21 protein-coding genes and 1 pseudogene are annotated in these 25,707 nt (G+C 71.2%); 9 read left to right on the top strand and 13 right to left on the bottom strand.

Annotated features, from left to right (window positions below; genetic code table 11):
• Nucleotides 1-2 precede the first annotated feature (2 nt).
• Complete coding sequence (locus AB0I28_RS25085; RefSeq protein WP_357497154.1) at nt 3-2,567, top strand: DUF4132 domain-containing protein; 2,565 nt, start codon at nt 3-5, stop codon at nt 2,565-2,567.
• On the opposite strand, the gene AB0I28_RS25080 is transcribed toward AB0I28_RS25085, so the two are convergent.
• Nucleotides 2,555-3,460 (bottom strand): ADP-ribosylglycohydrolase family protein, encoded by a 906-nt coding sequence (locus AB0I28_RS25080; protein ID WP_357497267.1) that lies wholly within the window; start codon nt 3,458-3,460, stop codon nt 2,555-2,557. The genes AB0I28_RS25085 and AB0I28_RS25080 overlap by 13 nt on opposite strands.
• Nucleotides 3,461-3,559: 99 nt before the next feature.
• Between AB0I28_RS25080 and AB0I28_RS25075 the strand changes: the two genes are divergently transcribed.
• From AB0I28_RS25075 to AB0I28_RS25065, 3 genes are read left to right on the top strand one after another with little or no spacing between them, the layout of a single operon-like run.
• Nucleotides 3,560-4,549: an aldo/keto reductase gene (locus AB0I28_RS25075; RefSeq protein ID WP_357497152.1), complete on the top strand. Its 990-nt coding sequence runs from the start codon at nt 3,560-3,562 to the stop codon at nt 4,547-4,549.
• A complete protein-coding gene (locus AB0I28_RS25070) occupies nt 4,546-5,394 on the top strand; it encodes an amidohydrolase family protein (RefSeq protein ID WP_357497150.1) in 849 nt (282 codons plus the stop codon). Before AB0I28_RS25075 ends, AB0I28_RS25070 begins: the two co-directional genes overlap by 4 nt.
• A gap of 11 nt (nt 5,395-5,405) precedes the next feature.
• Nucleotides 5,406-5,732, top strand: coding sequence for an L-rhamnose mutarotase (locus tag AB0I28_RS25065; RefSeq protein ID WP_357497148.1), 327 nt, complete (start codon nt 5,406-5,408; stop codon nt 5,730-5,732).
• Here the strand turns inward: AB0I28_RS25065 and yaaA are convergent.
• The 3 genes from yaaA to AB0I28_RS25050 form a co-directional block, all read right to left on the bottom strand.
• Nucleotides 5,719-6,498: a peroxide stress protein YaaA gene (gene yaaA, locus AB0I28_RS25060; protein WP_357497146.1), complete on the bottom strand. Its 780-nt coding sequence runs from the start codon at nt 6,496-6,498 to the stop codon at nt 5,719-5,721. The genes AB0I28_RS25065 and yaaA overlap by 14 nt on opposite strands.
• Nucleotides 6,499-6,552: 54 nt before the next feature.
• Nucleotides 6,553-7,278 carry a hypothetical protein gene (locus AB0I28_RS25055; RefSeq protein ID WP_357497144.1) on the bottom strand — a complete coding sequence of 242 codons (726 nt, stop codon included), beginning with the start codon at nt 7,276-7,278 and terminating at the stop codon, nt 6,553-6,555.
• Nucleotides 7,279-7,458: 180 nt separating this feature from the next.
• On the bottom strand, nt 7,459-9,528 hold the full coding sequence (locus AB0I28_RS25050; RefSeq protein ID WP_357497142.1) for a cellulose binding domain-containing protein: 2,070 nt from the start codon (nt 9,526-9,528) through the stop codon (nt 7,459-7,461).
• Nucleotides 9,529-9,553: 25 nt separating this feature from the next.
• On the opposite strand from AB0I28_RS25050, the pseudogene AB0I28_RS25045 reads away from it, so the two are divergent.
• Nucleotides 9,554-11,194, top strand: a pseudogene (locus tag AB0I28_RS25045) (NAD(P)/FAD-dependent oxidoreductase); the annotation flags it as partial.
• 117 nt (nt 11,195-11,311) lie between these two features.
• Here the strand turns inward: AB0I28_RS25045 and AB0I28_RS25040 are convergent.
• The 3 genes from AB0I28_RS25040 to AB0I28_RS25030 form a co-directional block, all read right to left on the bottom strand.
• Nucleotides 11,312-12,217 carry a cation diffusion facilitator family transporter gene (locus AB0I28_RS25040; protein ID WP_357497265.1) on the bottom strand — a complete coding sequence of 302 codons (906 nt, stop codon included), beginning with the start codon at nt 12,215-12,217 and terminating at the stop codon, nt 11,312-11,314.
• A gap of 236 nt (nt 12,218-12,453) precedes the next feature.
• The gene (locus AB0I28_RS25035; protein WP_357497140.1) at nt 12,454-12,918 is read right to left on the bottom strand and encodes an anthrone oxygenase family protein; all 465 of its coding nucleotides are present in this window, start codon (nt 12,916-12,918) and stop codon (nt 12,454-12,456) included.
• Nucleotides 12,919-12,993: 75 nt separating this feature from the next.
• Nucleotides 12,994-13,599: a TetR/AcrR family transcriptional regulator gene (locus AB0I28_RS25030; protein WP_357497138.1), complete on the bottom strand. Its 606-nt coding sequence runs from the start codon at nt 13,597-13,599 to the stop codon at nt 12,994-12,996.
• 58 nt (nt 13,600-13,657) lie between these two features.
• On the opposite strand from AB0I28_RS25030, the gene AB0I28_RS25025 reads away from it, so the two are divergent.
• Together AB0I28_RS25025 and AB0I28_RS25020 are read left to right on the top strand one after the other, a co-directional pair.
• A complete protein-coding gene (locus tag AB0I28_RS25025; protein ID WP_357497137.1) occupies nt 13,658-14,929 on the top strand; it encodes a Gfo/Idh/MocA family oxidoreductase in 1,272 nt (423 codons plus the stop codon).
• Nucleotides 14,930-15,081: 152 nt separating this feature from the next.
• Nucleotides 15,082-17,289 (top strand): immune inhibitor A domain-containing protein, encoded by a 2,208-nt coding sequence (locus tag AB0I28_RS25020; protein ID WP_357497135.1) that lies wholly within the window; start codon nt 15,082-15,084, stop codon nt 17,287-17,289.
• A gap of 63 nt (nt 17,290-17,352) precedes the next feature.
• Here AB0I28_RS25020 and AB0I28_RS25015 read toward each other — a convergent pair whose 3' ends face one another.
• From AB0I28_RS25015 to AB0I28_RS24990, 6 genes are all read right to left on the bottom strand, one after another.
• Complete coding sequence (locus AB0I28_RS25015) at nt 17,353-18,105, bottom strand: ferric iron reductase (RefSeq protein WP_357497133.1); 753 nt, start codon at nt 18,103-18,105, stop codon at nt 17,353-17,355.
• A 71-nt stretch (nt 18,106-18,176) separates the two neighbouring features.
• The gene (locus tag AB0I28_RS25010; protein WP_357497131.1) at nt 18,177-18,962 is read right to left on the bottom strand and encodes an NUDIX domain-containing protein; all 786 of its coding nucleotides are present in this window, start codon (nt 18,960-18,962) and stop codon (nt 18,177-18,179) included.
• An 85-nt stretch (nt 18,963-19,047) separates the two neighbouring features.
• Nucleotides 19,048-21,195: an MMPL family transporter gene (locus tag AB0I28_RS25005; protein ID WP_357497129.1), complete on the bottom strand. Its 2,148-nt coding sequence runs from the start codon at nt 21,193-21,195 to the stop codon at nt 19,048-19,050.
• Nucleotides 21,196-21,494: 299 nt separating this feature from the next.
• Nucleotides 21,495-21,704 carry a hypothetical protein gene (locus AB0I28_RS25000; RefSeq protein ID WP_357497127.1) on the bottom strand — a complete coding sequence of 70 codons (210 nt, stop codon included), beginning with the start codon at nt 21,702-21,704 and terminating at the stop codon, nt 21,495-21,497.
• Complete coding sequence (locus AB0I28_RS24995) at nt 21,701-22,039, bottom strand: helix-turn-helix domain-containing protein (RefSeq protein ID WP_357497125.1); 339 nt, start codon at nt 22,037-22,039, stop codon at nt 21,701-21,703. The genes AB0I28_RS25000 and AB0I28_RS24995 overlap by 4 nt, the downstream gene beginning before the upstream one ends.
• A gap of 74 nt (nt 22,040-22,113) precedes the next feature.
• Nucleotides 22,114-22,650: a GNAT family N-acetyltransferase gene (locus AB0I28_RS24990; RefSeq protein ID WP_357497123.1), complete on the bottom strand. Its 537-nt coding sequence runs from the start codon at nt 22,648-22,650 to the stop codon at nt 22,114-22,116.
• Nucleotides 22,651-22,733: 83 nt separating this feature from the next.
• Between AB0I28_RS24990 and AB0I28_RS24985 the strand changes: the two genes are divergently transcribed.
• The gene (locus tag AB0I28_RS24985) at nt 22,734-23,591 is read left to right on the top strand and encodes a GNAT family N-acetyltransferase (protein WP_357497121.1); all 858 of its coding nucleotides are present in this window, start codon (nt 22,734-22,736) and stop codon (nt 23,589-23,591) included.
• Between the two features lie 70 nt (nt 23,592-23,661).
• The gene (locus tag AB0I28_RS24980) at nt 23,662-25,608 is read left to right on the top strand and encodes a hypothetical protein (RefSeq protein WP_357497119.1); all 1,947 of its coding nucleotides are present in this window, start codon (nt 23,662-23,664) and stop codon (nt 25,606-25,608) included.
• Nucleotides 25,609-25,707: the final 99 nt, after the last annotated feature.

Below are 25,707 nucleotides of genomic sequence, written 5' to 3'. Positions count from 1 at the left end.
CGATGGGCGACTCCTTCATCGGCGCCGGCGGAATCGATCCGGAGCAGGCCGAGCGGCTGGCCTCGGCGATCGGCGCGAAAACGAAGCACCTCGCCGACTGGCTGCCGCCCGTCGACGAGCGGCTCATCGAGGTCGGCCACTCCTTGCGCGAGTTCGCCGTCGGCCGGCGTTTCGGCTGGCGCGACACCTTGAAGAACTCCGGCGCCGGCACCCATCTGAGCCTGCTGTCCACAGAGGACCTTCGCGCGGCCGGGCTGTGGGCGATGCTGTGCCGCTGGACCGGCGGCCCGGAGCGGGCCACCTACCACCTCTGCAACGCCGTCACCGACGCCGTCGCCGTGCGCAAGCTCCCCTGGACGCTCGCCGAGATCGGGGTCCTGTTCGCCTGCGCGGCCGCCTCCGAGGCCTACCGCGATCTGCCCACCGTCATGCGGCTTCCCGTGTCGGCGGCGGCGCGACTGACCGACGACGAGCTGAGCACCCTGCGCGAGCCGATCCTGGCGGCCAGGGCCCGCGCCGCCGAGGTCTTCGAGGACATGAACCCCGGCCGTCGCGGCACGCTCGTCAAGCAGCTCGACCAGCTCGCCGCCCGAGTCGGCGCGCAGGCCGACGAGGAGCTGCCCGCGATGATCCTCAACGACAACGACGCCTTCGGCCCGCGCGTCCGCGACACCCTCCGCGACCGCCTCTCCGGCCCGGCGCTCGTCGCGCTCCTCAAGCACTGCGTGGCCATCAGCAGCGGCTCGCGGCCGACGGCCTCGTGGCGCAAGAAGGCCGCGACCCTCGTCGGCCCCCGCGTGCACGGTGACGTCCGCGACCTGCTCACCATGCTCGTCGCGCACCGCGAGGACCTGATCGTCGAGGACTCCGGTTACGGTGCCTACACCACCGCGCGCTACCTCGACGGCGCCAACCTCGACGCCATGCGCGGCCTGGTCTGGGCCGCGGCCTCCCTCGACGCGCCGTGGGTCGCACCGCTGCTGGGAGACCTCGCGATCGTGGCCGCCGCGCGGGTGACCGGCGGCTGGGGCGAACTGCGCAGCGAGCGCCTCGTCAACGCCGCCATCGGCTCCCTCGGTGAGCGCACCGACGACGCCGCCGTCGCGCAACTCGCCCGCGCCCGCTCGCGGCTTCGGCGCAAGACGACGCTCAAGTCCGTCGACAAGGCCCTCGCAGCGGTCGCCGAACGCACCGGAATGACCCGCGACCGGCTGCTCGACCGGACCGTCCCCGACCACGGCCTCGACGCCGACGGCGTGCGCCACGAGGCCGTCGGTGCGTACACCGCGATCCTCGCCCTCACCGACGACGGTGTCGGGCTAGCCTTCGCCGACGCCGCCGGAAGGCGCATGTCGGGCGTTCCCGCCGCCGTGCGCGCCGACCACGGCGACGTGCTCGCCGACCTGCGCCGGGAGGCCAAGGAGCTCAAGCAACTGCTTCCGACGCAGCGCCACCGTGTCGAGGAGGCGCTGATCTCCGGGCGTTCCTGGGCCGGTGGCGAATGGCGCGCGTACTGCCTCGAACACCCGGTGACCGGCCGGATCGCGCGCTCGCTGATCTGGGAGGTGTCCACCGACGGCGGCCAGAGCTGGCGCGCCGGGCTGCCCGCCGAGGGCGAACTGTCCATGGTCGACGGCGGCCTGCTGGTCGTGCCCGCCTCCGCCGAGGTCCGCCTGTGGCATCCGGTCCGCGCTGCCCGCGAGGAGGTCGGCGCCTGGCGCGACCGCCTCGCCGAGGAGCGGCTGCGTCAGCCCTTCAAGCAGGCCTTCCGCGAGATCTACCTGCTCACGCCGGCCGAGGAGGCCACGCGCTTCTACTCCAACCGCTTCGCCGCGCACGTGATGCGGTACGGGCAGGCCAAGGCCCTGCTCGCGTCGCGCAACTGGAGCGGGCTGAACCTCGGCTACTGGGACGCCGGCTACGACGGCGAGGCCGACCGCGTCTATCGCGACGAGGCCACGGCCGCCGATTACCGGGTCCACTTCGGATTCACCCTCGTCGACGCCATCACCGCCGACGGCGGGATGACCCCGTCGCTGGCTTCGAGCGGCCGGGTGCGCTTCACCCGCGACGGCGCCGAGGTGGACCTGACCGAGATCCCGGCGCTGGTGCTGTCGGAGGCCTTCCGCGACTGCGATCTGGCCGTGGGCGTCACCTCCATCGCCACCGACCCGACCTGGGCCGACACCGGCCGCGACGGTGCCCACTGGGACTACTGGCGCACCGCGAGCGTCGCCGAGCTGGGCGCCGCCGCCCAGATCCGCCGGGAGGCGCTGCTGCGCCTGCTGCCCCGCACGAAGGTCGCCGACCGCGTCGAGATCGGCGAGCGCTTCGTGCGGGTCAAGGGCAAGCAGCGCACCTTCAAGGTCCACATAGGATCGGGCAACATCCTGATGGAGCCCAACGACTCCTACCTGTGCATCGTCGCCAAGCCGCACAGCGGAAAGCAGGTCTTCCTGCCTTTCGAGGAGGCCGACGGCATGCTCGCGGTGATCCTGTCGAAGGTGTTCCTGCTGGCCGCCGACGACAAGATCACCGATCCGACGATCACCCGTCAGCTCGCCTGAGCCGCGTTCTCCGGAAGGGCTTCGCGCGAGCGGAGCCATTCCGCGGCGATCCCGTCGGGGCCGGTGTTCGCCGCGACGATCCCGCCGACGATCGCGCAGGTGGTGTCGACGTCGCCGCCCGCCGACGCGGTGTCCCAGAAGGACTTCCGGAAGTCGGCGAGTTCGTGCGCGGCGACCCACAGGCAGAACGGGACGGTGTCGTGGGCGCCGGTGTGGGAGCCGTTGCCGAGTTCGCGGGCGACGTCCGCTGGTTCGGTTCCGCGTGGCATGGCGCGGGCCCGTTCCAGGCGGCGTCGGACCTTGCCGTCGTCGAGGCGTCCGATGACCTCGGTGAACAGGTCGCCGGGCTCGGGGGTCTCGTCGGCCGAGGCCAGCGCGGCGGCCAGCGCGACCGCCACCGCCCCGGCGACCCCGTCGCCGTGGCGGTGGGTGATCTCGGCCGACAGTGCCGCCTGTCCGGCGGCGCGGTCGAGGTCGTCGGCGAACCAGGCGCCCAGCGGCGCCACGCGCATCGCGGCACCGTTGCCGAAGGAGCCCGAGCCGCCGAACATGGCGGCCGACAGTTCGCGCCAGTCGCCGCCGTCGCGGACGAGCCGCAGCAGGCGTCCCGCGCCCGGACCGTAGCCGCGGTAGAGGTCGAACTCCGCGGCGAAGGCGGCGGCCAGGTCGTCCTGGCGGACCTCGCCGAACTCGCGCAGGTGCTCGGTGAGCACCCATGCCATCTGCGTGTCGTCGGTCCAGTCCCACGGTGCGGGCGGGACCGTGCGTGCCTCGAAGTGCTCCCGGTTGGCCGGGACGAAGAACTGGGCGCCGAGGGCGTCGCCGACGCTGAGGCCCGCCAGTGAGGCGGCGGCGCGCTGCCGGCGGTCGGCGGAGCCGAATGTTCTGGTGATGGGTTCGTTCCTTTCGGGTCGCGCGAATTCTATGACGGGGCGAGCGCCGTGCGGGACCCTCGACGCGACCCTCCCGGCCTGCGCCTATGCTGTGGCGCTATGCCGAACCCGTACGAGCCCACCGCCCGCGTCCCACTCGGCCGCAGCGGCCTGCCGGTGACCCGCCTCGGGCTCGGCCTCGCGCCCATCGGCGGCCTGTACTCCGGGGTCGGCGCGCAGTCCGCGCTCGACACCGTCGACACCGCCTGGGATGCCGGGATCCGCCTGTTCGACACCGCGCCGCTGTACGGCGCCGGGCTGTCCGAGACGCGCTCGGGCGAGGCACTGCGCCGGCGTCCCCGCGACGAATACGTGCTGTGCACGAAGGTCGGACGCCGGCTCGTCCCGGGATCCGAGGGACAGCAGGAGGCGTGGGCCGAGGACACCGGGCTGGTGCCCGTCTTCGACTACGGCTACGACGGCGTGATGCGCTCCCTGGAGGCCAGCCTCGAACGCCTCGGGCTCGACCGCGTCGACGTCCTGCACATCCACGACCCCGACGACCACTGGGACGAGGCGATCTCCGGTGCCGCCGTGGCGCTGGCCGAACTGCGCGACCAGGGCGTCATCGGCGCCGTCAGCGCCGGCATGAACCAGGCCGCGATGCTCACCCGCTTCGTCCGCGCCGGTGCCGTCGACTGTGTCCTGCTCGCCGGGCGCTACACGCTGCTCGACCAGTCCGGACTCGACGAGCTGCTTCCCTTGTGCGAGCGGGAGGACATCGGCGTCATCCTCGGCGGCGTCTACAACTCCGGGCTGCTGGCCGATCCGTCGGAAGACGCCCGATACGACTACGCAACGGTCGATGCGGGCACTTTGGCCAAAGCTCGCGCGCTGGGCGAGGTCTGCGCACGCTACGATGTGCCGCTACGTGCGGCCGCACTGCGGTTCTCGCTGGCCCATCCGGCCGTGAGCGCCATCGTGGTCGGTGCGCGCAGTCCAGAAGAGGTGACCGACAACGTGGCGATGGCCCGCCACGACATACCCGCTGAGTTGTGGCCCGACCTGAACCGGGCCGGTTTGCTCGACGAGAAAGCACCCGTCCCATGATCATAGACGCCCATCACCACCTGTGGCAGTACAACAAGGGCTACAAGTGGCTCGACGCCGAGCCCGGACTGGCGCCGCTGCGCCGTTCGTACACAGTGGACGACCTGGTCGCGGTCACCGGACCCGCCGGGGTCGACAAGACCGTCCTGGTCGAGGCGGGCCTCGGCAAGACCGGTGAGGTGGCCGAGTTCCTGGCCCTCGCCGCCACCAGCGACACGATCGCCGGAGTGGTCGGCTGGGCCGACATCCGTGACCCCGGCATCGGCCGCACCCTCGCCGAGTACCGCGAACTCCCCGGCGCCGACAAGCTCGTCGGCGTCCGCGAACAGCTCCAGTCCGACTCCTTCCCCGCCGACTGCTCGACCGCCGAGGTCGTGCGCGGCGTACAGGCCGTCGCCGACGCCGGGCTCACCTTCGACCTGGTCCTGCGCGTTGAGCAGCTGCCGTACGCGGCGAAACTCGCCGGCGCCGTCGAGGACACCCTTTTCATTCTCGACCACCTCGGCAAGCCCCAGATCGGCGCCGACGGCTTCGCCGCCTGGCGCGAGGCCATCGCCCCGCTCGCCGAGCACCCCCACGTCGTTGCGAAGGTGTCCGGCCTGGTCACCGAGGCCGACTGGGAGAAGTGGACCATCGCCGACCTGCGCCCCTACTTCGAGTGCGCCGTCGAGACCTTCGGTCCCGAACGCCTCATGTGGGGCTCGGACTGGCCGGTGTGCACCCTCGCCGCCGAGTACAAGCGCGTCCTCGACGTGACAGGCGAACTCCTCGACGAGTTCGCGCCCACCGAGCGGCGCAGGATCCTCGGCGGGACCGCCGCCGAGGTCTACGGACTGGAAGGCTGACGGGAGAACGCATGGAGATCGCCCTGCACACGCGACTGGTCCCCGGCCGCGAGCTCGACTACGACGAGGTCCACGAGACCATCCCGGCCGAGCTCGCCGCCGCACTCGAGGAGGCCGGCGTGCGCGACTGGCGGATCTGGCGCGACGGCACGCATCTCTTCCACATCATCGACGTCGAGGACTACCAGGCGATGCGGGCCGCGCTGCGTGAGCACCCGGCCAACGTCGCCTGGCAGGAGCGGGTCGGGCCGCTGCACGAGGTCAAGGACAACTACGACGGCCGCGACTCCGGCATCGCCCACGTCTGGTCGCTCAGCGAGCAGGTCAAAGCTCGCTGACGACCACGTCGGCGCGGCCGGGGCCGTCACCTTCGACGTGATAGCCGAGGTCGCGCATGGCGTCGAGGAGTTCGGCGGCCTTCTTCGGGCGCACACCGGCGATGAGCAGGTCGCGCACGAGGCGGCCCTTGGTCGCCTTGTTGAAGTGGCTCACGACGGTTCGGGTCGGTTCGCCGCCGACCAGCCGCTCCTGAAGCACCCGCACGGTGACGACCTGCTCGTCGGCCGGACCCGGTCGCCAGGCCGGTATGTAGGGCGAGGAGCGCAGGTCGAGCACGACCCGCTCGGTGACCAGCGCGGGCATCACCGTGGCCAGGTGCCTGCGCCAGAAGCCCGCCAGCGAGCCGATCCCGGGCAGCCGCACGTTCATCGAGCACCGGTAGGGCGGGATCCGGTCGGCCGTGCCGACCATGCCCCACAGTCCGGAGAAGACGCGCACCGAAGAGGTCGCCCGGCGCTTCGCCGCACTGTCGAGAGTGGACAGACCCAGGGCCTCGTAGAGCACGCCCGAGTAGAGCTTCGCCGCCGCCGACGCCGGGGCGGTGAACAGCGCAGCGTCCTTGTCGAGCTCGCCGTCCTGGCCCCCGCTGATGCCGAGCACCTCCCGCGCCCGCGCGCGGTCCGGGTCGGCCGCCAGCCTCACGAGGGCCTCGCCGACCTCGCGGCGGGCGTCGTTGAGTTCGGGGGAGGACAGGCCGGCGAAGTCGACCGGGGCGCCGCGCCTGGTCGCGGTCTTGCCCTCGGAGGGCGGCAGGAGGATCAGCACGTGGGGAGTTTATGCGGTGGCGACCGGCGAGGTCGAGGTCCTCGCCGGTCGGCGTCAGCCCGTCACCGTCCGGCCGCCGCCCTCCGGGTCGGTGCGGCCCGAGGGAGCCCGCCACGCGATCACCTGCCAGAAGTCGTCGCCCGTCGAGAACGTGCGAACGGAGGGGCGATCGGCGTCGTGGTCGTGGGACCTGAGGAGGCGGTCGGGTTCGAGCCGTGCGTTCCACCACGTGGTCTGCTTCCGCGCGCCCGCCCAGCTGAAGCTGAAGTGCACGTGGTCGGTGTGCGGGTTGTCGGCGGTATAGGCGACCCAGTCGTGATCCGCGCCCTCCGTCAAGGGCAGGTAGCGCCTGTTCCAGATGATGTACTTGATCCCGAGCCGGCGGGCCATGGCGTGGTCGTTGCCGTAGCGGTCCTCGGCCAGCAGCCAGTCGAGCACGACCTCGGCCACGGCCTTGTCCTCGGCGTCGTCGGCGTCGACCATCCAGTCCCAGGCCCTGCCCTCGTTGTGCTCGAAGCCGCTACAGGCGTGGATACCGCCGTTGGAGGTCCCGGGATACAGCGGGAGGACGAAGTCCCGGAAGGCGGCGACTCCGGGCTGCTCGACCTTGTCGAGGCACTTGCCGGGCGTCTCGTCGGGCGCGTAGTCGTCGATCGACGGCCCGAACTTCGGCGTCGGCGGTTCCTTCGGGGCCGCCCAGGCCGGCCCGGCCGTCAAGGTCACCGCGACCAGCGCGGCCGCGGAACCGACGATGACTCGGCGCAGAGTGCTCGCTCGCATGTGGACCCGATCCCCTCATGGAAGACGACAATTGTCGAATCATCGTCCATAACGGGCACCGAGGGCGGTCCGACCGGCCGTCGCGGCGGGGATTCTTGCCGATGTTCCTTCTCCCCGGCCGCGCGAACCATTCTGGGTAGCGCTCCCACACGGCTCGGTCCGGGGTCAGGGGTCAGGGCGTCAGACCGTGCGGCACACGGTCCCGTTGAGGGTGAACACGGTCGGGCGGACGTTGGGTCCGCTGTAGCCGCCGACGAAGCCGACGTTGGTGGTGCCGCCTCCGGCGGCCAGCGAGCGGTTGTGGTCGAGCGGGGTCACCTTGACGGACCTGCCGGTCTGCGTCCAGTCGGCGTTCCAGCCGCCGTTCATCTGCTGCCAGGCGGTCGGCCAGGCGAAGGTGAGGGTCCAGCCGTCGAGCGCGACCGGGCCGGTGTTGGTGATGTCGACGCTCGCGACATAGCCGTTGCCCCAGTCCGTGTCGGTGCCGAACCGCACGGAGCACGTGCTCGACGCCGGCGTACCGGTCGTGAAGGTCAGCGGCGGTGAGGCCCAGGAGACGCGCCCGGCGGTGTCCCTGGTGAGGACGTTGACGGTGTAGCGGGTCCCCGGCACGAGGTTGCCGACGGTGATGGACGTCCCGCCCGTCTCGCCCAGCTGCTCGCCGACCGGCCCGTTCTGCCGGTACAGCTCGTACTTGGCGACCGGCGCGGCCCCGGCCGATCCGGCCGGCCACGAGATCCTCGCCGACGTGTCGGTCACCTGCGCGGCGACCGGCTGCCCGGGAGCTCCGGGAGCGCCGACGGCCGGCTGCGCCGGACGCAGCACCAGCGTGGTGAGCGAGTACGGCGGCAGGGTCCGGCTCGTCGCGCCGCCGCTCGCCGACTCGGTGATCGAGGTGGCTCCGTTGGTGTAGGTGTGTACCGTCGGCGGTGTGCTCGCCGGGGCGAAACCGGCGTAGTCGACGGTGATGTCGCGGGCGTTGTCGGGATCCTTGTTGAGCAGCAGCAGCGCCAGGTTCCCGTCGGGCCGCCGGACGGCGTGCGCGGCCACCAGCGGGTCGCTGGTCCCGGCGGCGACGAAACGGTCCCCGGGCCGCGCGAAGCGGTCCATCATGGACAGTCCGAAGTAGGGCGCGAAGGGCGTGTTGAAGGCCGGCTCGCAGACCGATCCGTCGGCGGTGCAGGTCCCGCTGGAGAGCAGGCCGAAGTCGCCGTAGTCGGTCTGCCCGGCGACCGTCGAGACCGTGCCGATGCCGTTGTGCACGTTCCACCAGTTGACGGTGAAGACGCCCTCGGCGAGCAGTTCGCTGTAGGCGTCGGCGAGGAAGAGCGCGCCCGGCTGGGTGTTCGGTCCGACGCCGACGTTGAGCTCGGTCATGCTGATGCCGATGCGGGAGGCGCCGGCCCCGCCGTGGCGGACGATCTGCTCGCGCAGCATCCGCACGGCGTCGCCGATGTGCTCGGTCCTGGTCAGCGACTCGGCGGCACTGCTCCCACCGGGGTACCAGTGCACGTCGACGAAGTCGATCGACGGTCCGGCGATGGACAGCACGACCTGGTTCCAGGTGCCGGCGTCACCGGCGGTGACGATGCCGTCGGGCCAGTTCCCCGGCGTGGTCAGCACGGCGCCGACCTTGATGGAGGGGTCGACGGCCTTCATGGCCTCGGCGTAGGCGACGACCTCGGCGGCGTAGTAGGCCGGGTCCTTGCGCGGCCGCTCGTCGGCCTCCCAGGCGCTGCCGTAGTGGCCGTTGCCGTAGTTCTCGTTGCCGACCGTCCAGTAGCGCGCGCCGTAGCCCTTGGTCACGTTGGCGTACCTGACCCATTCGGCGGCCTCCCCGGCACTGGCGGTGCCGTAGTTGGCGATGATCATCGGCTCGGCGCCGGTCCGCTCGGCGGCGGCCATGAAGGCGTCGAAGTCCGTGCCGGGGGCGACGTAGCCGCCCGGGGCGGTGTGGGTCTCCCAGTGGTAGATGTCGGCGTAGGACCCGCCGGGGTAGCGGACCATCCGCACGCCGGCGTCGGCGAGCAGGTCGGCGGTCTCGTCGGAGGCCAGTTCGGCGTCCCAGATGGCGTGGTTGACGCCGAGGCCGGTCTCCGGCATGGTGGCCAGCCCGGCGTTGGCGTTGACGGTCACCGACACGGCGCCGTCGGCGGCGGCCGCGTCGGGTGGGTTCGGTGCGGCTAAGAGGCTCGCGGTGGCCAGCGCGAGCGCGGCGGCCGCCGTCAGTGGAAGGCGATGATGTCGCATCAACTGCTCCTATCGAAGCGTTTCGATGAATTGGCGACATCGTGGCGCCGTCGTGAACCGGTTGTCAAGGGACGGTCACGGACCGGAGATCATCGGCCTTCTCGTGATCCATTGTGGATGTCGCGAGCGCGGCGCGCGGCTTGTGTCCGGATGGCGCTTATCCTATGCATTCGAGTGTTTTGACACCGTTGTAGAGGAGCCTGCCATCACCATCGCCATCGATCGTCTTACCGAGGTCGCCAGTGACATCACCCGGCGCGATCCGGTCGACGGTTCGGATCTGACCGCGCGCTATCGCGCGATGCTGACCGGGGATTCGCCGCTCACCCAACTGGCCGACCGCAGCGTGGTCGTCGTCGGCGCGGGAGTGTCCGGGCTGCTGGCGGCCTCGTTGCTGCGGGAAGCCGGCGCCCGGGTCACCGTCCTGGAGGCCGACATCCGCCTCGGTGGACGGATCAAGACGGTTCGGCAGCCGTGGCTGCTGCCCGACTCCTACGCCGAGGCGGGCGCCATGCGCTTCCCGGTGGACCACACCCTGGCGCACGCCCTGATCGGGCGGCTGGGCCTGGAGTCACGGCAGTTCCTGATGGGACACCCCCAGCGGGTCATGGACTGCATGCACCTGCGGACGACGCGGGGCGAGTACCAGGCCGACCCGCGTGCGCTGAACGCCGAGTTCGGCGTTCGAGACGAACGCAACTCGGGCGCGATCCTGGGCGCGGCGCTGGACGGGATCACCCCGGCCAGGCACGACACCGAGGGGTGGCGCTCGCACCTCACCGAGTACGGGGAGTGGTCCCTGCGCCGGTATCTCACGGAAGGGGCGGGATTCAGCGAGGACCTCATCGACCTGGTGGGCACGCTGGAGAATCTGACCGCGCGGATGCCGCTGTCGCTGACGCACACCCTGCTGTCGCGGACGTTCCTGTCGCGGGGCGTCGAGATGGTGGAGATCCCCGGCGGTTCGGACCGGATCATCGCGGGGCTCGCCCAGCTGGCGGGGCCGGTGCGCGCCGGGCACAAGGTGACCAGGATCGACACGGGCGCCGAGGACTGCGTCGTCACCGCCACCGACAGCACCGGCCGCGTTCGGCGTTTCACGGCCGACATGGTGGTGCTGACCTGCCCGCACCCGGTGTTGCGGCACATCGAGTTCGCTCCGGAGCTGTCGTACCACAAGCAGCGCGCCATCAGCGAGCTGCACTACGACGCGGCCACCAAGATCATGCTGGAGTTCGATACCCGCTGGTGGGACCGCGACGGCACCACCCCCGGCGGCGTCGACGTCACCGACGGTCCGCTGCGCTACATCGTGTACCCCTCGCACCCGAATGGCGAGGGCGGCGTCATCTACGCGTCCTACACGTGGAGCGACGACGCCCGGGGCTGGGACGCGCTGGGCGCCGCCGAGGCCGCGCGCACCGCGATCACACACCTGGAACGGCTGCACGGACCGGCGGTCTCGGAGTCGTTCACCGGCGGCTACCACGTCGAATCGTGGGCCCGGAACCGCTACAGCGGCGGCGAGGCCGCGGTGTACATGCCGGGGCAGGCCGTCGAGGTCGGCCCGGACACGCGCCGGCCGGAGGCCGGGGGGCGGCTGGTGTTCGCCGGGGACGGGACGTCGACGGCGTACCGCTGCTGGATCGAGGGCGCGATCGAGTCGACGTGCCGCGCGCTGGGGCAGTTGGCGCGGCGCTTATTCGACGGGCCCGCGAAGGCCCGAAAAGGCGGGAGACCCGCGCCGGATGTCCGGTGCGGGTCTCTGCGCTTCGGGGCCGTCTCACCAACCCGGTTCGTCACAGCCGCGGTGGCTGCGCGGCTCGACCTGCAAGGTGGCGTGCGCGATCTGGTAGTCGCTGCGCAGCAGGTCGCGGGCCCGGTCGAGGACCGCGTGGGAGTCGGCGTCCTCGGCGGTCACCAGGTGAGCGGTGGCCACGTGCATGCCCGAGGTGAGCGTCCACAGGTGCACGTCGTGGACGTCGGCCACGCCGTCGATGCCGGCCAGGGAGGAGCCGACGACGGCGGGCTCGATGCCCGGCGGCGCGTGCTGGGCGAGGACGGCGAGGACCTGCCGTCCGAGGGGGACGGCGCGGACGACGACGAAGACGCCGATCGCGATGGCCACGACGGTGTCCCAGATCGTGTCGCCGGTGGTGGCGACGAGGATTCCGGCGACGATGACGCCGACCGAACCGACGGTGTCGGCCACGACCTCCAGGTAGGCGCCCTTGACGTTGAGGCTCTCGCCGGCGCCGGCGCGCAGCATGACCATCGCGATGATGTTGACGACCAGGCCGAGCGCGCCGACGGTCAGCATGGGGCCGGTGGACACCTCGCCGCCGTTCCCGGCGCGGCCGACGGCCTCGACGACGATGTACACCGCGACGCCGAGCATCACCAGGACCGCGAAGCCGGAGGCGAAGACCTCGGCGCGGTAGGAGCCGTAGGTGCGGCGGCCGGTGGAGTCGGGTCGCGTCGCCAGTCGGGTGGCCAGCAGGGCGGTGCCGAGGGTGATCACGTCGGCGGCCATGTGCCCGGCGTCGGACAGCAGTGCCAGCGAGCCGGAGAGCAGTCCGAAGACGAGTTCGACGACGAAGTAGGCGCCGATGAGCCCGAAGGAGACCGCCAGGCGCCAGGCGTGGCGTCCACCGGCGTGCCCGGCTCCGTGGTCGTGGCCGTGTCCCATTACCCGGCCACCGCCGTCCCGGTCACCGGCAGGCTCAAGTAATCACATGCGAATATCTGCATGCATCAGACGGTAGGCGACCGTCCTCGCCGGCGTCAAGTCGGGGTCACTCTCCGATGGAAAGCGGGGGACGGGCGGCGGTAGGGCGCCGCCCGTCCGGTCCGGGTCGCCGTCCTTTGTGGACGGATGCCCGAAGGTTAGAGCCCGAAGCGCACACGCGGGCGCATACGCCCCGGTCAGTCCGTTTTCCGGCGGAGCGTCACGATCACGATGACGAGGACGAAGGCGGCGATCGCCGTCGAGGTCCGCAGGTAGTTGAAGGCCTCCCAGCGGGCCAGGATCTCGGCGTGGCCGGCCGGCGCGCCCTCGACCGCCCAGACCTTGATCCTGCCGTTGATGGGCACGTTGCCGAAGCGGGTCACCAGCAGTGAGGTCAGCGCCAGCGCGGCCGCTACGGCGGCGAGTACGCGGTCGAGTCCCCGGTTGGCGAGTGCCAGCGTGATCGAGCTCACGATGGCCACGCCCATCAGCGTCTGCATCACCGCGCCGTTCATCCGCATCAGTGCGCTGTGGAAGGACAGCCGCATGTCCAGCGGGACGACCTTGAAGGTCTCCACCAGGTTCACCGCGCCGTACATGAAGGCGCCGGAGAGCAGCCCCGTCGACAGCAGTGCGACGACTCTTGCCAAGCGGTCGAACATCGGTCCTCCAGGTTTACTGAGTTAAGACTCAGTAAATGTACTCCGCGTCATCCGATGCCTTGCGCAGCAATGGATCTATCCCGCCGTCAGGCCCGGGATCAGCACGTCCACGATCTCGCCGACCGCACCGGGCACCGGCCCGCCGAGCCCGGCGAACACCGCCCGCTGGTGCGCCGCGCCCATCACCAGCAGTGCCGCCGACTCCACGTCCAGGTCGGCGCGCAGCCGGCCCGCCTCGCGCTCGGCCGCGAAATACGCCGCGATCGGCGCGACACCCCGGCGCGGCCCGATCACCTCGCCGGCGCCCCGGGTGGCGAAACGCGCGCGCAACTCCGCGTCCGACTGCACCGCCGCCAGGATCGGCGCGATCCGCGTGTAGAAGGCCTCCAGCGCCTCCACCAGCGCGACCAGGTTCCCGCGCAGCTCGCCCTCTCCGGCCCGCAGCCCCTCGGCGACGTCCTTGAAGCGGGGCAGATGCAGCGCCACCACCGCCTGGAGCAGCCCCAGCCGGTCGGTGAAGTGGTAGAAGATGCTCGACTCGGCGACACCCGCCCGGCGCGCGATCTCCTTGGTCGACAGGCGCGCCACGCCCGCCTCGGCGAGGATCTCCTCGGTCGCCGCCAGTACCGCCTCGCGCACGCCCGTGCTCGGTCGTCCGCGGCGCCGGCCCGAATCGGTCATGCCGACATCCTGCCGCACCTCTTCCATTTGACGATCTTCGCGACTACCCTCCGAGCCCATGGAGTTTCACAACCTACTTTCAAAATCCCGCCTCGACCGGCCCCTGACCATCGCCATCGCCGGTGCCGGCGGACGCGGCGGCCAGTACGCGCGCATGAACGCCCTGCTGGACACGCCGGCTCACATCACCGCCGTCGCCGACGCCAACGACGTCCGCCTCGACACCATGCGAAGAGAGCACGGCGTGCCGCCGGAGCACCTCTACGCCGACTGGCGCGACCTGGCCGCCCAGCCGCGCCTGGCCGACGCCGTCGTCATCGCCACCCAGGACGCCGACCACCTCGAACCGACCGTCGCCTTCGCCAAACTCGGCTACGACATCCTCCTCGAAAAGCCGATGGCCATCTCGGAGGAGGAGTGCGTCGCCATCGAGCAGGCCTCGCGCAAGTACGGCGTCTCCATCGCCGTCTGCCACGTCCTGCGCTACACGCCCTACACGACCAAGCTCGTCGAGCTGCTGCGCGCGGGCGCCATCGGCGAGATCGTCAGCGTCGAGCACCTCGAACCGATCGGCTTCGACCACTTCGCGCACTCCTACGTCCGCGGACCGTGGCGCACCACCAAGGAGGCGGCCACGATGCTGATGGCCAAGTCCTGCCACGACATCGACTGGCTCTCCTACGTCATCGGCAAGCCCGTCGAGCGCGTCTCCTCCTTCGGCGGCCTGCACCACTTCAAGGCCGACCAGCAGCCCTCCGGCGCCGCCGACAAGTGCGTCGAATGCCCCCTTGTGGACTGTGAGTACGACGCCCGCAAGATCTACCGGATCGGCCGGCTGCCCTTCGCCCTGTCGAAGATGCTCGGCGGCCGCGAGCCCACCGAGCAGCTCATCGGCGAGGCGCTCGCCGAGAGCCCCTACGGCCGCTGTGTGTACAAATGCGACAACGACGTCGCCGACCACCAGGTCGTCAACCTTGAGTACGAGGGCGGGGTCACCGCCGCCTTCACCGTCACCGCCTTCGCGATGATGGGCGGGCGCCGCACGACTTTCTTCGGCACCCACGGGGAGCTCTACGGCGACTCCGACCGTATCGAGATCACTGATTTCCGCACCCGCGAGAAGACCGTTCACGAGACCGCGCCGGCCGACCACTCCGCATCCGGAGGTCACGGAGGCGGGGATCTGGGGCTTATGAAGGCATTCGTCGAGGCGATTTCGCTCGGTCGTCCCGAGCTGATTCTCACCGACGTCTCAGAAAGCCTCGCCACTCACCGCATCGTCTTCGCCGCCGAGCGTTCCCGCACCTCCGGAGAGGTGATCGCCCTATAGGGAACCCGGGCGGGCAAAGGCTTGCGCTGGCGGTGATCCGTACGGGAAGGTGTTGCAGCAGCCTAGTTCCTTAGTAGGGGAGGAGCCCGGTGCGTAATCGCACACGCCTTTTCACCGCCGTAGCAGCGGTGGGAGTAATGACATTCGGGGTGGTGACGCCTGCCCAGGCGTCACCCCCTGTTGACGACTCGGAGTCCCTGACCGCGCTCAAGACGGTCGACCCCAAGAGCACCGAACTGTCCGGTGAGGAGCTTCCGCTCACGCCGCAGCAGCTTGAGCAGCACCAGCGCAAGATGGACGCGGTCAGCGCCGTCGTCGGCGGCGAGGCCGCCATCCAGTCGCGTGGTGAGTCCCGTGGGGTGCAGTTGCCCGACGGGACTTGGGTTCAGTGGGGTACTCCCAAGACCGAGAAGATCCTGAACTTCCTGGTGGAGTTCGGCGACCAGATCAGCGATCACGGCGGTGAGGCGGGACCGAGGGTCAACGAGATCCCCGAGCCCGACCGCACCAAGGACAACTCGACCGCGTGGGCCCCCGATCACAGTCGGGAGTACTTCGAGGAGATGCTGTTCAGCAAGAAGGGTCCGTCCATGACGGACTTCTATCTCAAGCAGTCCACCGGCCGCTACACCGTCACCGGTGCGGTCGAGGACTGGGTGACGCTGCCGTTCAACGAGGCCCGTTACGGCAACAACACCAACGAGAGCGAGGGCTACGGCGCCTTCCTCGCCGACACCGCGCAGGCGTGGTACGACGCCCAGATCGCGGCGGGCAAGTCCGTCGCCGAGATCCGCGACCACCTCGCGGAGTTCGACGTCTGGGACCGCTACGACTACGACGCCGACGGCGACTTCGACGAGGCGGACGGCTACATCGACCACTTCCAGGCGATCCACGCCGGTGAGGGCGAAGAGGCCGGCGGCGGCGCTCAGGGTGAGGACGCCATCTGGTCCCACCGCTGGTTCGCCCAGTCGAACCTGCCCGGCCCGGCCTGGAACCCCGGCGGCGGTGTGCCGATCGGTGACACCGGCCTGTGGCTCGGCGACTACACCACCGAGCCGGAGAACGGCGGCCTGGGCGTGTTCGCCCACGAGTACGGTCACGACCTGGGTCTGCCCGACCTGTACGACACCCAGGGCGGCACCAACGGGACCGGCTTCTGGACGCTCATGTCGAGCGGTTCGTGGCTCAACCCCGGCAAGAACGCCATCGGCGACGTCCCCGGCTACATGGGGCCGTGGGAGAAGTTCTTCCTCGGCTGGCTCGACTACGACATGGTCGACCTGGACGACAACCTCTCCTTCAGCCTGCTCGGCGCGGCCGGCGGCACCTCCGCGTTCAAGGAGGCGACGCTGGTCAACCTGCCACCGGTGACGGTGGTCAAGGAGTACACCAAGCCGTCCAGCGGTTCCTACGAGTGGATGGGCGGCGACGGCGATGACATCAACGCCGCGCTCACCCGCGACATCGACCTGACGGGCGCGACGAGCGCCTCGCTCTCGGCGAAGGTCCGGCTGGACACCGAAGAGGGTTACGACTACTTCTTCGCGCAGGTCTCCACCGACAACGGCGGTACCTGGCAGGTTCTCGGCGACAAGCTCGACGGTGACAACGGCGGCTTCGCCGACGTCTCCTTCGACCTGAGCGCCTTTGCCGGCCAGAACATCAAGTTCCGCTACCGGTACACCACCGACAGCAACACCCACGGCACCGGCGTCTTCATCGACGACGTCGTGCTGACCGTCGACGGTGCCGCCGCCTGGACCGACGACGTCGAGAACGGCGACAACGGCTGGACCGCCTACAACTGGACGCGGACCACCGGTACCGAGGAGCAGAGCCGCGCGCGGTTCTACCTGGTCGAGAACCGGCAGTACACCGGCTACGACAAGGGCCTCAAGACCGGCCCGTACAACTTCGGGTTCGGCAACACCGCCCCCGACTGGGTCGAGCGCTACAAGTACCAGGACGGCGCGCTGATCTGGTACGTCGACACCACCCAGGGCGACAACAACGTCTCGGTCCACCCCGGTCAGGGACTGGTCCTGCCCGTCGACGCCCGTCCGGCCCCGCTCTTCTGGGCCAACGGGACCACGAAGCTGGGCAACCGGATCCAGACCTTCGACGCGACCTTCGGCAACGCGAAGACCGACAAGACCACCCTGCACCTCAACGGTGTGGAGAAGGTCATCCCGGCCAGCTCCGGGATCCCGGTCTTCGACGACTCCGACCCGCTGCGCTACTGGCGGGCCGACAATCCGCAGAACTCGGTGAAGGTCGCCGGGGAAGGCGTGAAGATCCGCATCATCTGGGACGGCTCGGCGCTTCTGCCGATGCTCATCTCGGTGACGCGCTCCTAGCGAGAACCTGGAAACGGCCCCCGACTCGCGTCGGGGGCCGTTTCGGCGTTCAGGGCGGGCTGGTCAGTCGCCGCAGAGCTGCCGGATCTCGGCGGCCCGCGCGTCCTCGCTGCTCTTGGGGCAGACGCGGGCGCAGAACTCGCCGTCGGTCTTGTACGCCAGGCAGCAGGCGGCCGACACCGGCGAGAGCGCCTCGCGGTCGCCGGCGAGCCGGACGCTGGTCCAGCGGCGACGCTGTTCGAGGGGGCCGCGCCCGGCGAGCATCGACTCCAGCAGCTCGCGCGCGGCGCGGGCGCCCGGGTCGGCCGGGTCTTCTGGGAACAGGGCCTGGACGAGCCGGTCGGCGACCATCGCCCACACGGTGCGGCGGCCGAGCCGCGAGTGCGGCAGCGCGTAGGCGACCACGGGCGTGAACAACTCGGTGAGGTGGATGACGAGGGCGGCGTCGAGGTCGCCCCCGTCGACGGTCACCGGCTCGCCGATGGCGATGGCGTTGAACCAGCCGCCGGGGTCGCAGCGCACGAAGGTGTCGTCGGGGTCGAGGAGCGGCACGACGCCGGCGGTGCGCCGGGCGGCGACCATCGGCGCGATGACGGCCGCCGCGAGCCAGCCGACGACGTGGGTGACCTGGACCTCGGCGGGGGAGTCGGCGCGGGCCGACTGGCGCGCGAACTGGCCGCGCATGGCCTCACCGCCGATGAGTTCGCGCAGACTCACCCAGTCGCCCTCGCCGTCCGGCGAGGTCAGCACGGCCGGGAAGCTCACCTCGGAGGCGAGTCGGGCGGCGAGCGCCGGGGCGAAGCTGAGGGTGGTCATCGGGCTCCTCACGAAGCGGTTGCTAAGGCGAGGCTAAGCTAAGGCTTCGGTGAAGTCCAGGGCGGGGTTGATCACACCTTGAGGAACTCGGCGATCATCCGTACCGGCAGCGAACCCGCCGGGGGGAGCTGCTCGGGGCCGAGCGCGGCGACCTCGTCGCGGGTGAACCAGCGCGCCTCGGCGATCTCGGCCGGGTCGACGCGTACCTCGGTGCCGGCCGCCTCGGCGCGAAAGCCGGCGAGCAGCACGTCGGGGTCGCCGAAGGCGCTGGGCGCGCTTCCCGCGTAGGTGAGGTCCGACAGGCTCAGCCCGACCTCCTCGGCGACCTCGCGCCGCGCGGCGTCCTCAAGGGACTCGCCGGACTCCAGGTAGCCCGAGACCAGTGCCCACATGTGCTGTACGGCGTAGCTGTGCCGCACGAGCAGCAGTTTGTCGCCGGAGGTCACCATCACCAACGCGACCGGGCCGAGCCGCACCAGGTACAGCTGCTCGCAGATCGGGCAGCGCCGGGACAGGAAGCCCGGGCAGTCGAGCAGTGGCGCCGCGCACGAACCGCAGTAGCGGTGAGCGGCCCGCCAGCCCACGACCTGCACCGCGCGCACGACCGCCGCCGGGCCGTGCGCCGGGTCGGCGGCCAGCGCCGTCCACGGCGTGTACGAGCCGACGGCCGCGGCCTCGCCGGTCCACACCAGCCGCTCGCCGTCGGTGCCCACGCAGACCATCGTCGCGTCGCCGGCGTCGGCGACGGTGAGCCAGCCGCCACCGGGGGCGTGCCCGACGTCCTTTCCTCGAACGGGGATCCACAGGTCGTCGGGCTGGGCTTCGCGGCTTGCGGCGGTGACGGGCACGAATGGCATGCACCGATTGTGGTCCTGCCCGGTGACCGGTGACAACCGCGGGCGCGGCCGTGAGGTGAGGAGTCGGCCGCGCCCCCGTGGGCTTCTATGACGGACGAGCGGACGGCTTTCCGGCGAGTGCCATCGCGGCGGGCAGGAGGACCCCGCGCACGAGCGTCGCGTCGATGAGGATCGCCACCGCCATGCCGACCCCGAGCATCTTGTACTCGATCGCCGAGAGGGCCACGAAGACCGTGAACACCGCGATCATGATCGCCGCCGCGCTGCTGACCACGCCCGCGCTGCCGGCGACACCGCCGACGACCGCCTCGCGTACGGACACGCCCGCCGACAGGCGCTCGCGGATCCGGCTGAGGATGAAGATGTGGTAGTCCATGCTCAACCCGAACAGCAGCACGAACATGAACAGCGGCAGCCAGTCGACGACGCCCCCGTAGGGCTCGAAGCCCAGCACGGAGGCGAGGTTGCCGTCCTGGAAGACCCAGGTGAGCATCCCGTAGGCCGCGCCGATCGACAGCAGGTTCAGCAGGATCGACACCACCGGGATCGCCAGGGAACGGAAGGCCGCCACCAGCAGCGCGAAGGCCAGGACGAGCACGAAGGCGAACACGAGCCAGGTCCGCTCGGCGACCCGCGCGGCGAAGTCGTGCGCGAAGGCCGTGCGGCCCGCCACCGCGAACTCGATCCCGTCGACCTCCCCGAGCGTGGCCGGCAGATCCGTCGCCCGCAAGTGTTCCAAGGCGGCGTTGGAGGCGTCGTCACTGCCCGAACCCGGCATGGGGACCCGCACGACGATGGCGTCGCCGACGTCGGCGGTGCTCACCGGCACCCCCAGCCGCGACGCCAGATCCCCGACGGCCGCCGTCGTCTCGGCCGACATCGCGCGCGGTCCCCACACCACGATCCGCGCCGGAGTCGGCGCACCCGGGAAGGCCTCCTGCATGCGCAGCGCCGCCTCGATCGTCGGCACGCTCGACGGAAGGCTCTCCACCTGCGCCGGGCTTTGCAGGCGCATGCCGAGCGCCGGCAACGCCATGACGACCAGCACCAGCGCCGCCGCCGAGCCCCACCACAACGGCCGCCTGACCACTGTGCGGGCGATCGCCGCCCACACCCGCGACTCCTCCGCGCCCGTCCGCCGCCGCCCGATCCACGGCAGCCGGCCCAGGTTCACCCTGTCGCCCAGCAGCGCCAGCGCCGCCGGCAGCACCGTCACCGAACCCAGCAGCGCCAGACCGACCACCAGCACCGTGCCCAGCGTCAGCCCACGAAAGTTGTCCAGCCCGGTCAGCAACAACCCGGTCAGGCACAACATCACCGTCAGGCCCGAGACGATCACGACCCGGCCCGACGTGCGCGTCGCCGTCGCCAGGGCCGTGTCGAGATCATGCCCGGCGGCCCGCTCCTCACGCACCCGCCGCAGGTAGAACAGTGCGTAGTCGACACCGACGGCCATGCCCACCAGCATGATCATCACCGAGGTCGCGCTGTTCACCGCGACCCAGTTGTCCAGCACCGCCAGCAACCCGAACCCCGTCGCCACGACGCTCGCCGCCAGCAGCAGCGGAATCGCAGCGGCGACCAGCGCCCCGAACACCACGAACAGGATCGCCAGCGTCAACGGAAGCGAGAAATGCTGCGACCGGCTCATGTCCTCCTTGAGCTTCTCGTCGACCACCGTCGACAGGCTCAGATCCCCCGCCTGCGCCAGCAGCGCCTCGGGATGGCGCTCGCCGACCTCGGCGATCAGCGCGGTCGCGGCCTCGAAGTTCGCGCGTACCGACTCCTCGGCGCCCGCGACGCGGAAGGTCACCAGCGCCGAGGCGCCGGAGAGCAGGGCGGGGTCGCCCCCGTCGAGCGGTGAACGGACGTCGGCGACCAGGTCGGCGCGCGCACGCAGGCTGTCGGCGAGATCTTCCACGGCCCGCGCGGGAAGATCCGTGCCGTTCGCGGGCTGGACGAGCACGTTCTCCAGTGCCGGCTCGTAGGCGTCCTGGGCGCGCAGGACCTCCTGCGCGACGCCCGACTCGCCCGGGTCGGTGGCCGAGGCGTCCTCGCCCGGCACGAGCGCGCTGCCGAGCAGCGCGGCCGCCACGAGCGCGAACCAGCCCGCGAGGGCGAGCACTCGGTGCCGGACCGACCAGCCGGCGACCCTGTCGACGAAGGGTTGCTTCGCGGGTGGGGGAGAGGTCGTGGGCGGCGAGAGCGCGCCCGATTTGCTTTTGGGCAGCATGAGGTGCTGTCCTTCCAGGTGAAGGGGTGTCGCGATGAAGACCCGCCCTCGGGCGGGGTGGTGCCCTTTCGCCGCCGGACCGCCGAGCTGCAACTCGGCGGGCCGGCCTCGGCGCAAGCCCTAGGGCGTGTCCGGTGGATCACTGCGGGGCTGCGACGGGCTCAGCGTTCTTTGGAGCACAGGTCCCCTGGCGGCGCCGTTTCACGGCCCGAGTACAACACCGGTACCAGGGCCGCGAAACGTCTGGCCAGAAGAAAAATGATCTCCGCCTCGCACCCACAAGACCCACAGGACAAGCCCTAGTCGACCTCTTTGAGGATGTTCTCGACGCGTTCCAGTCGCGCCCGCAGGTCGGCGAGTTCGGTGTCGCGGACCGAGCGCTCCCGGGCCAGGACGAGGCGTGTGCGGCGGTTGGCGTTGATCTGCCAGACCGTCACCAGCACCGTCGAGATCACCAGCGTGAACAGGCCGATGGCGCCGATGACCTCCGTCCAGTCGTTGCCGCTCATTCCTGGCTTCCCTTCGCGTCGTCGACGGTGAGGTCGTCGGCGGCTCGCGCGACCGACGCCGGTGTGAGGTGGATGTCGAAGGCGGCGAGTTCGTAGAACTTCATCGCCTTGCCGTCCTCGGAGAGTTCGAGCTTCGAGGTGACCAGGCCGCAGGCCTCCAGCTTCTTGAGGTGGAGCTGGAGGAGGGCGCGGCTGATGCCGAGCCGGCGGGCGAGGCCGGAGACGTAGTGGCGCTCGCGCGCCAGGGCGGCAACGACCCGCATCCGGTGCGGGTTGGCCAGCGTGGCGAGCGTGCGGACGAGGTCGTCGCCGCTCGGTGTCGGCACGGTGGTCATAGCAGAACCCGGCACATGCCAAGAGAATCTAGCAGGTGCCGGGAGATGTCGCCAGTCGAGAACTCACGAGCAGGTCAGAGGCCGGGGTGCCCCGGTGAGACGAAGACCGCGATGCCGTTGTCGACACCCGGCAGCGGCTCCAGCCGGATCCAGCCGATCTTCTCGTAGAACGCGACCGTGTCGACCGCCTTGCCCTTCGTCAGCAGCCACGCACCGTCGGGCGCGCCGTCGACCAGTTCGGCCAGCAGTCGCCGGCCCAGTCCCGTTCCGCGGGCACGCTCCCGCACGGCGAGCTCCTCGACCTCCAGGGCGCCCACGATGAGCCGCTCCAGCCGCTGCGGCCCGAGCTGCTCGGCGACCTTGCCGTAGGCGCGGTTGGCGGGGAAGGGCGCCAGGGTGGTCCAGCCCGTCGCGAAACCGTCGACGCCCGCCGCCGAGCGGGCCGCCACGGCCCGGAAACCGGGTCGGGCGACGTCGACCTCCAGGCGGGCCGGGAAGGACGTGGAGAGCTCCTCAGGGTCCTCGTCCCATGGGGGAGCGGAGAAGACCTCGACGTAGAGGTCGGTGACCTCGCCGGCGATGTCGAGGATCTTTGCGTCGTAGACGTCCATGGGGCCTCCTGAGGGTGAGGTCGACCAAATTACCGCCCGGCTATCCTCGCCACTGCCCCGAACGATCAAGCGAGGAGGACGACGTGGAACAGGCCGAGCCGTGGATCGCCGACCCCGTCGCCGTACCCGTCCGCCGCCTCACCGGTGACGACCGCGAGGCGTGCATGGACCTGGCCGTGGACCGCGAATGGGGCCGCGAGGAGCCCAAGTGGCGATTCCTCTTCGAGGTCGCCGAGGTCTACGGCGTCGACGCCCCCGACGGAGGCCTCGCCGGGTGCTACACCCTCACCCGCTACGGGACGGAGAGCGCGGCCATCGGCATGGTCCTGGTCGCCGCCCGCTACAACGGCCGGGGCCTCGGCCGCCGCATGATGAACCACGCCCTCGACATCGCCGGCGACGCCCTCGTGTCGCTGTACGCGACCGAGATGGGCCGCCCCCTCTACGAGAAACTCGGGTTCGAGGTCGTCGACGTCAACACCTCGCACATCGGCGTCTTCAAGGGTGCCGCCCCGGGCCTGTCGCGGCCGGTCACCGCCGGCGACCTGGACACCGTCCTCGCCTACGACCGCGACGCCTTCGGCGCCGACCGCACCCGCCTGCTGACCGTGCTGCACGCCAGTGCCGCCGCCTTCCGCGTCGTCGAGGCCGACGGAAAGGTCACCGGTTACGCCGCCGCCTGGCGCAACACCCACCACCTCGTGATCGGGCCGGTCGTCGCCGAGGACCTGGACACGGCCGGCGCGCTGATCGCCGACCTCTCCGCCGGCGCGGAGGCGCCGGTGCGCGTCGACGTGCTCCACTCCCGGCCGGCACTGCGGGAATGGGCGACGGCCAACGGGATCGGGCCGGGGTTCGACGGGACGTTCATGGTCGTCGGCGGCGCGGCGGTACCGGGGGACCCGGCGCGGGTGTTCGCGCCGGTGACGCAGGCGGTCTGAGCCGTCGCTTGCTCCAGCCCGCGACAATGACCGCGCCGCTACCCCCGCACGTCGACTGACGAGGACCCCCATGGCCGCCAGACGCAACCCCGCCGCGCCCTCCGACCGGCAGGTCCTCCATGAGTGGTGGCCGACGCTCACCGCCCCGGGATTCCTCGCGCTCCCACCACCCGGGGTCGGCCGCCAACGGGCGCAGGAAGCCGTCGCCGAGGCCGCCCGGACCGCCGCGGCACAAGGCCTGCCCGCCGGCACGTCCTTCGCCTGCTGGCTAGCCTCCGGCACAGCTGTCTTCACCCGAGCGGGCGCGCTGGCCGGCCCGCTGCCGCTGCACTGGGGTGGCGATCACGCCCTGGTGCGAGCCGCGCTCGGCACCCCGCCGGCCGGGTACGCCGTCACCGACGGCGGCCCGGGCGCCGTGTTCGCCTTCGACCGCCAGACCGCCCGCGACGCCGAGGGTCTGCCGTTCCCGGACGACCGGGCCGGTGTCCGCCAGTTCCTGGCCGGACTGCGACCCGAGGTCCCGCTCACCGGCGCCGAGGCGGCCTGGCTTCACGACCGCCTGAACGACCTGTCCGACCTCGAAGCCATCGCGCCCTTCATCCGCGCGCTCGATGACCGCGAACTGCTCACCCCCGACGAACTCGACCGCCTCCTCGCCGCCCGCCGCGCCGCCGGCCGCCCCGGCTACCTGCGAGGCCGCCGCGCCCTCCTGCGCGCGCTCCTGCGCGCCGAACACCCCGAAGCCTGGAACCTCGCCGACGAGGACGGGCCCGACGCGGCGCACGCGCTCGCCGAGGTCCCCTCGGAGCGCGGCCTCCAGACGGTGCGGAGCCTCGTGCTCAACACCGGCGACGTCCGAGCCGTCGACCCGTGGCTGCGGATCCGCCGGGCGCTCCACGAGCGCGACCTCGCCGAGGCCGCCGCCGCGATCGCCGCCGAGATCTCCGGCGACGACCACATGGTGCGGGCCCTGGTGCGCGCCACCCGCGCGGTGCTCGTCGCCGAGTCGGCGCCCGACGGCGACGTCGAGGCCGCCGGCAAGTCGGCCTCCCTCCGGCTCGCCCTCGACGAGCGCCTTCCCCGCGAGGCACGGGTCCACGCCGCGCACATGACCCGCGAGTGGATCGACCGGCTATGGCCGCGGCCGTCGGAGGAGTTCGGCGCCGACATCGGCCGTTTCGAGAGCCTCGCCGGGGACCTGCTGTCGGGGACGGGCCCGGACCTGACCGCGTCCGACGCGAATCTGGGCGACATCTGGCACCGGTACCGCAGGCTCTCGCCCGACGAGGCGGGCCGGCTGAAAGCGCGGATCGCCGACCCGTCGACCGACCAGAAAGGCGTCGCGGTCAGCCTGGAGCTGCTGTACGCCCACGGGATGGCCACCGCCGCGGAAGCCGACGCGCTCGCCGGACGCTGGAAGTCGCTGCTGGCCAAGACCTACCGCACCACCTACACCGAGTGGCGCCACCCGATGGTCACCCTCACGTGCCTGGCGCGCGACCTCGGCCATCCCCTCGCCGAGGAACTTGAGAAGTGGTGGGTGAAGCCCGCGCCCAAGTGGAAGGACGCGCTGCGGCCGCTCACCTGGCTCGGCGCGCCCGGCGAGGACACCGCCGCGCGCCTGTGGTCGTACGCCACCTCCGGTGCCCACGACTCCGGGCACCTGCTGACCTGGGTCCTGATGCGCGCACGCCTCGACGGGGTCCCGCCGAGGCAGGTCGCCGCCGGCCTCGTGGGCAGGCCCGACCTGCGCGAACACGTTCTGAAGCGGGTGCTGGTCGGCGCCGCCGACCCCGCCCAGCCGCTGTGGCACTACGACGTCGACCCGCGCAGCTGGAGCTGGTGGCTGCGGGCCGTGGAGTTGGCCGAGGGCGCCGAGCTGCCGTCGGCGGCACGGGCCCTCGCGCGGAAGGTCGCGGGAGAGCACTACCTGCTGCGTTACCCCGACCAGGTGGCGCCGAGGCCGACGGCGGCGGAGATCGTGGCGGCCGTGAGGTGGGTGGAGGGGGAGGGATAGGGGCCGTCAATCCGCCTGCCGCGGGTGCTCCCGCTCGATCGTAAGACGGCAGCGTTCGGCCTGCCCGGCCGCCTGCTCCATGAACCAGCGCATGATCTC

This window comes from Phytomonospora sp. NPDC050363 (assembly GCF_040655735.1).
In the GTDB taxonomy this organism is placed as follows: domain Bacteria; phylum Actinomycetota; class Actinomycetes; order Mycobacteriales; family Micromonosporaceae; genus Phytomonospora.
This window is presented reverse-complemented; position numbering and strand designations above follow the sequence as displayed.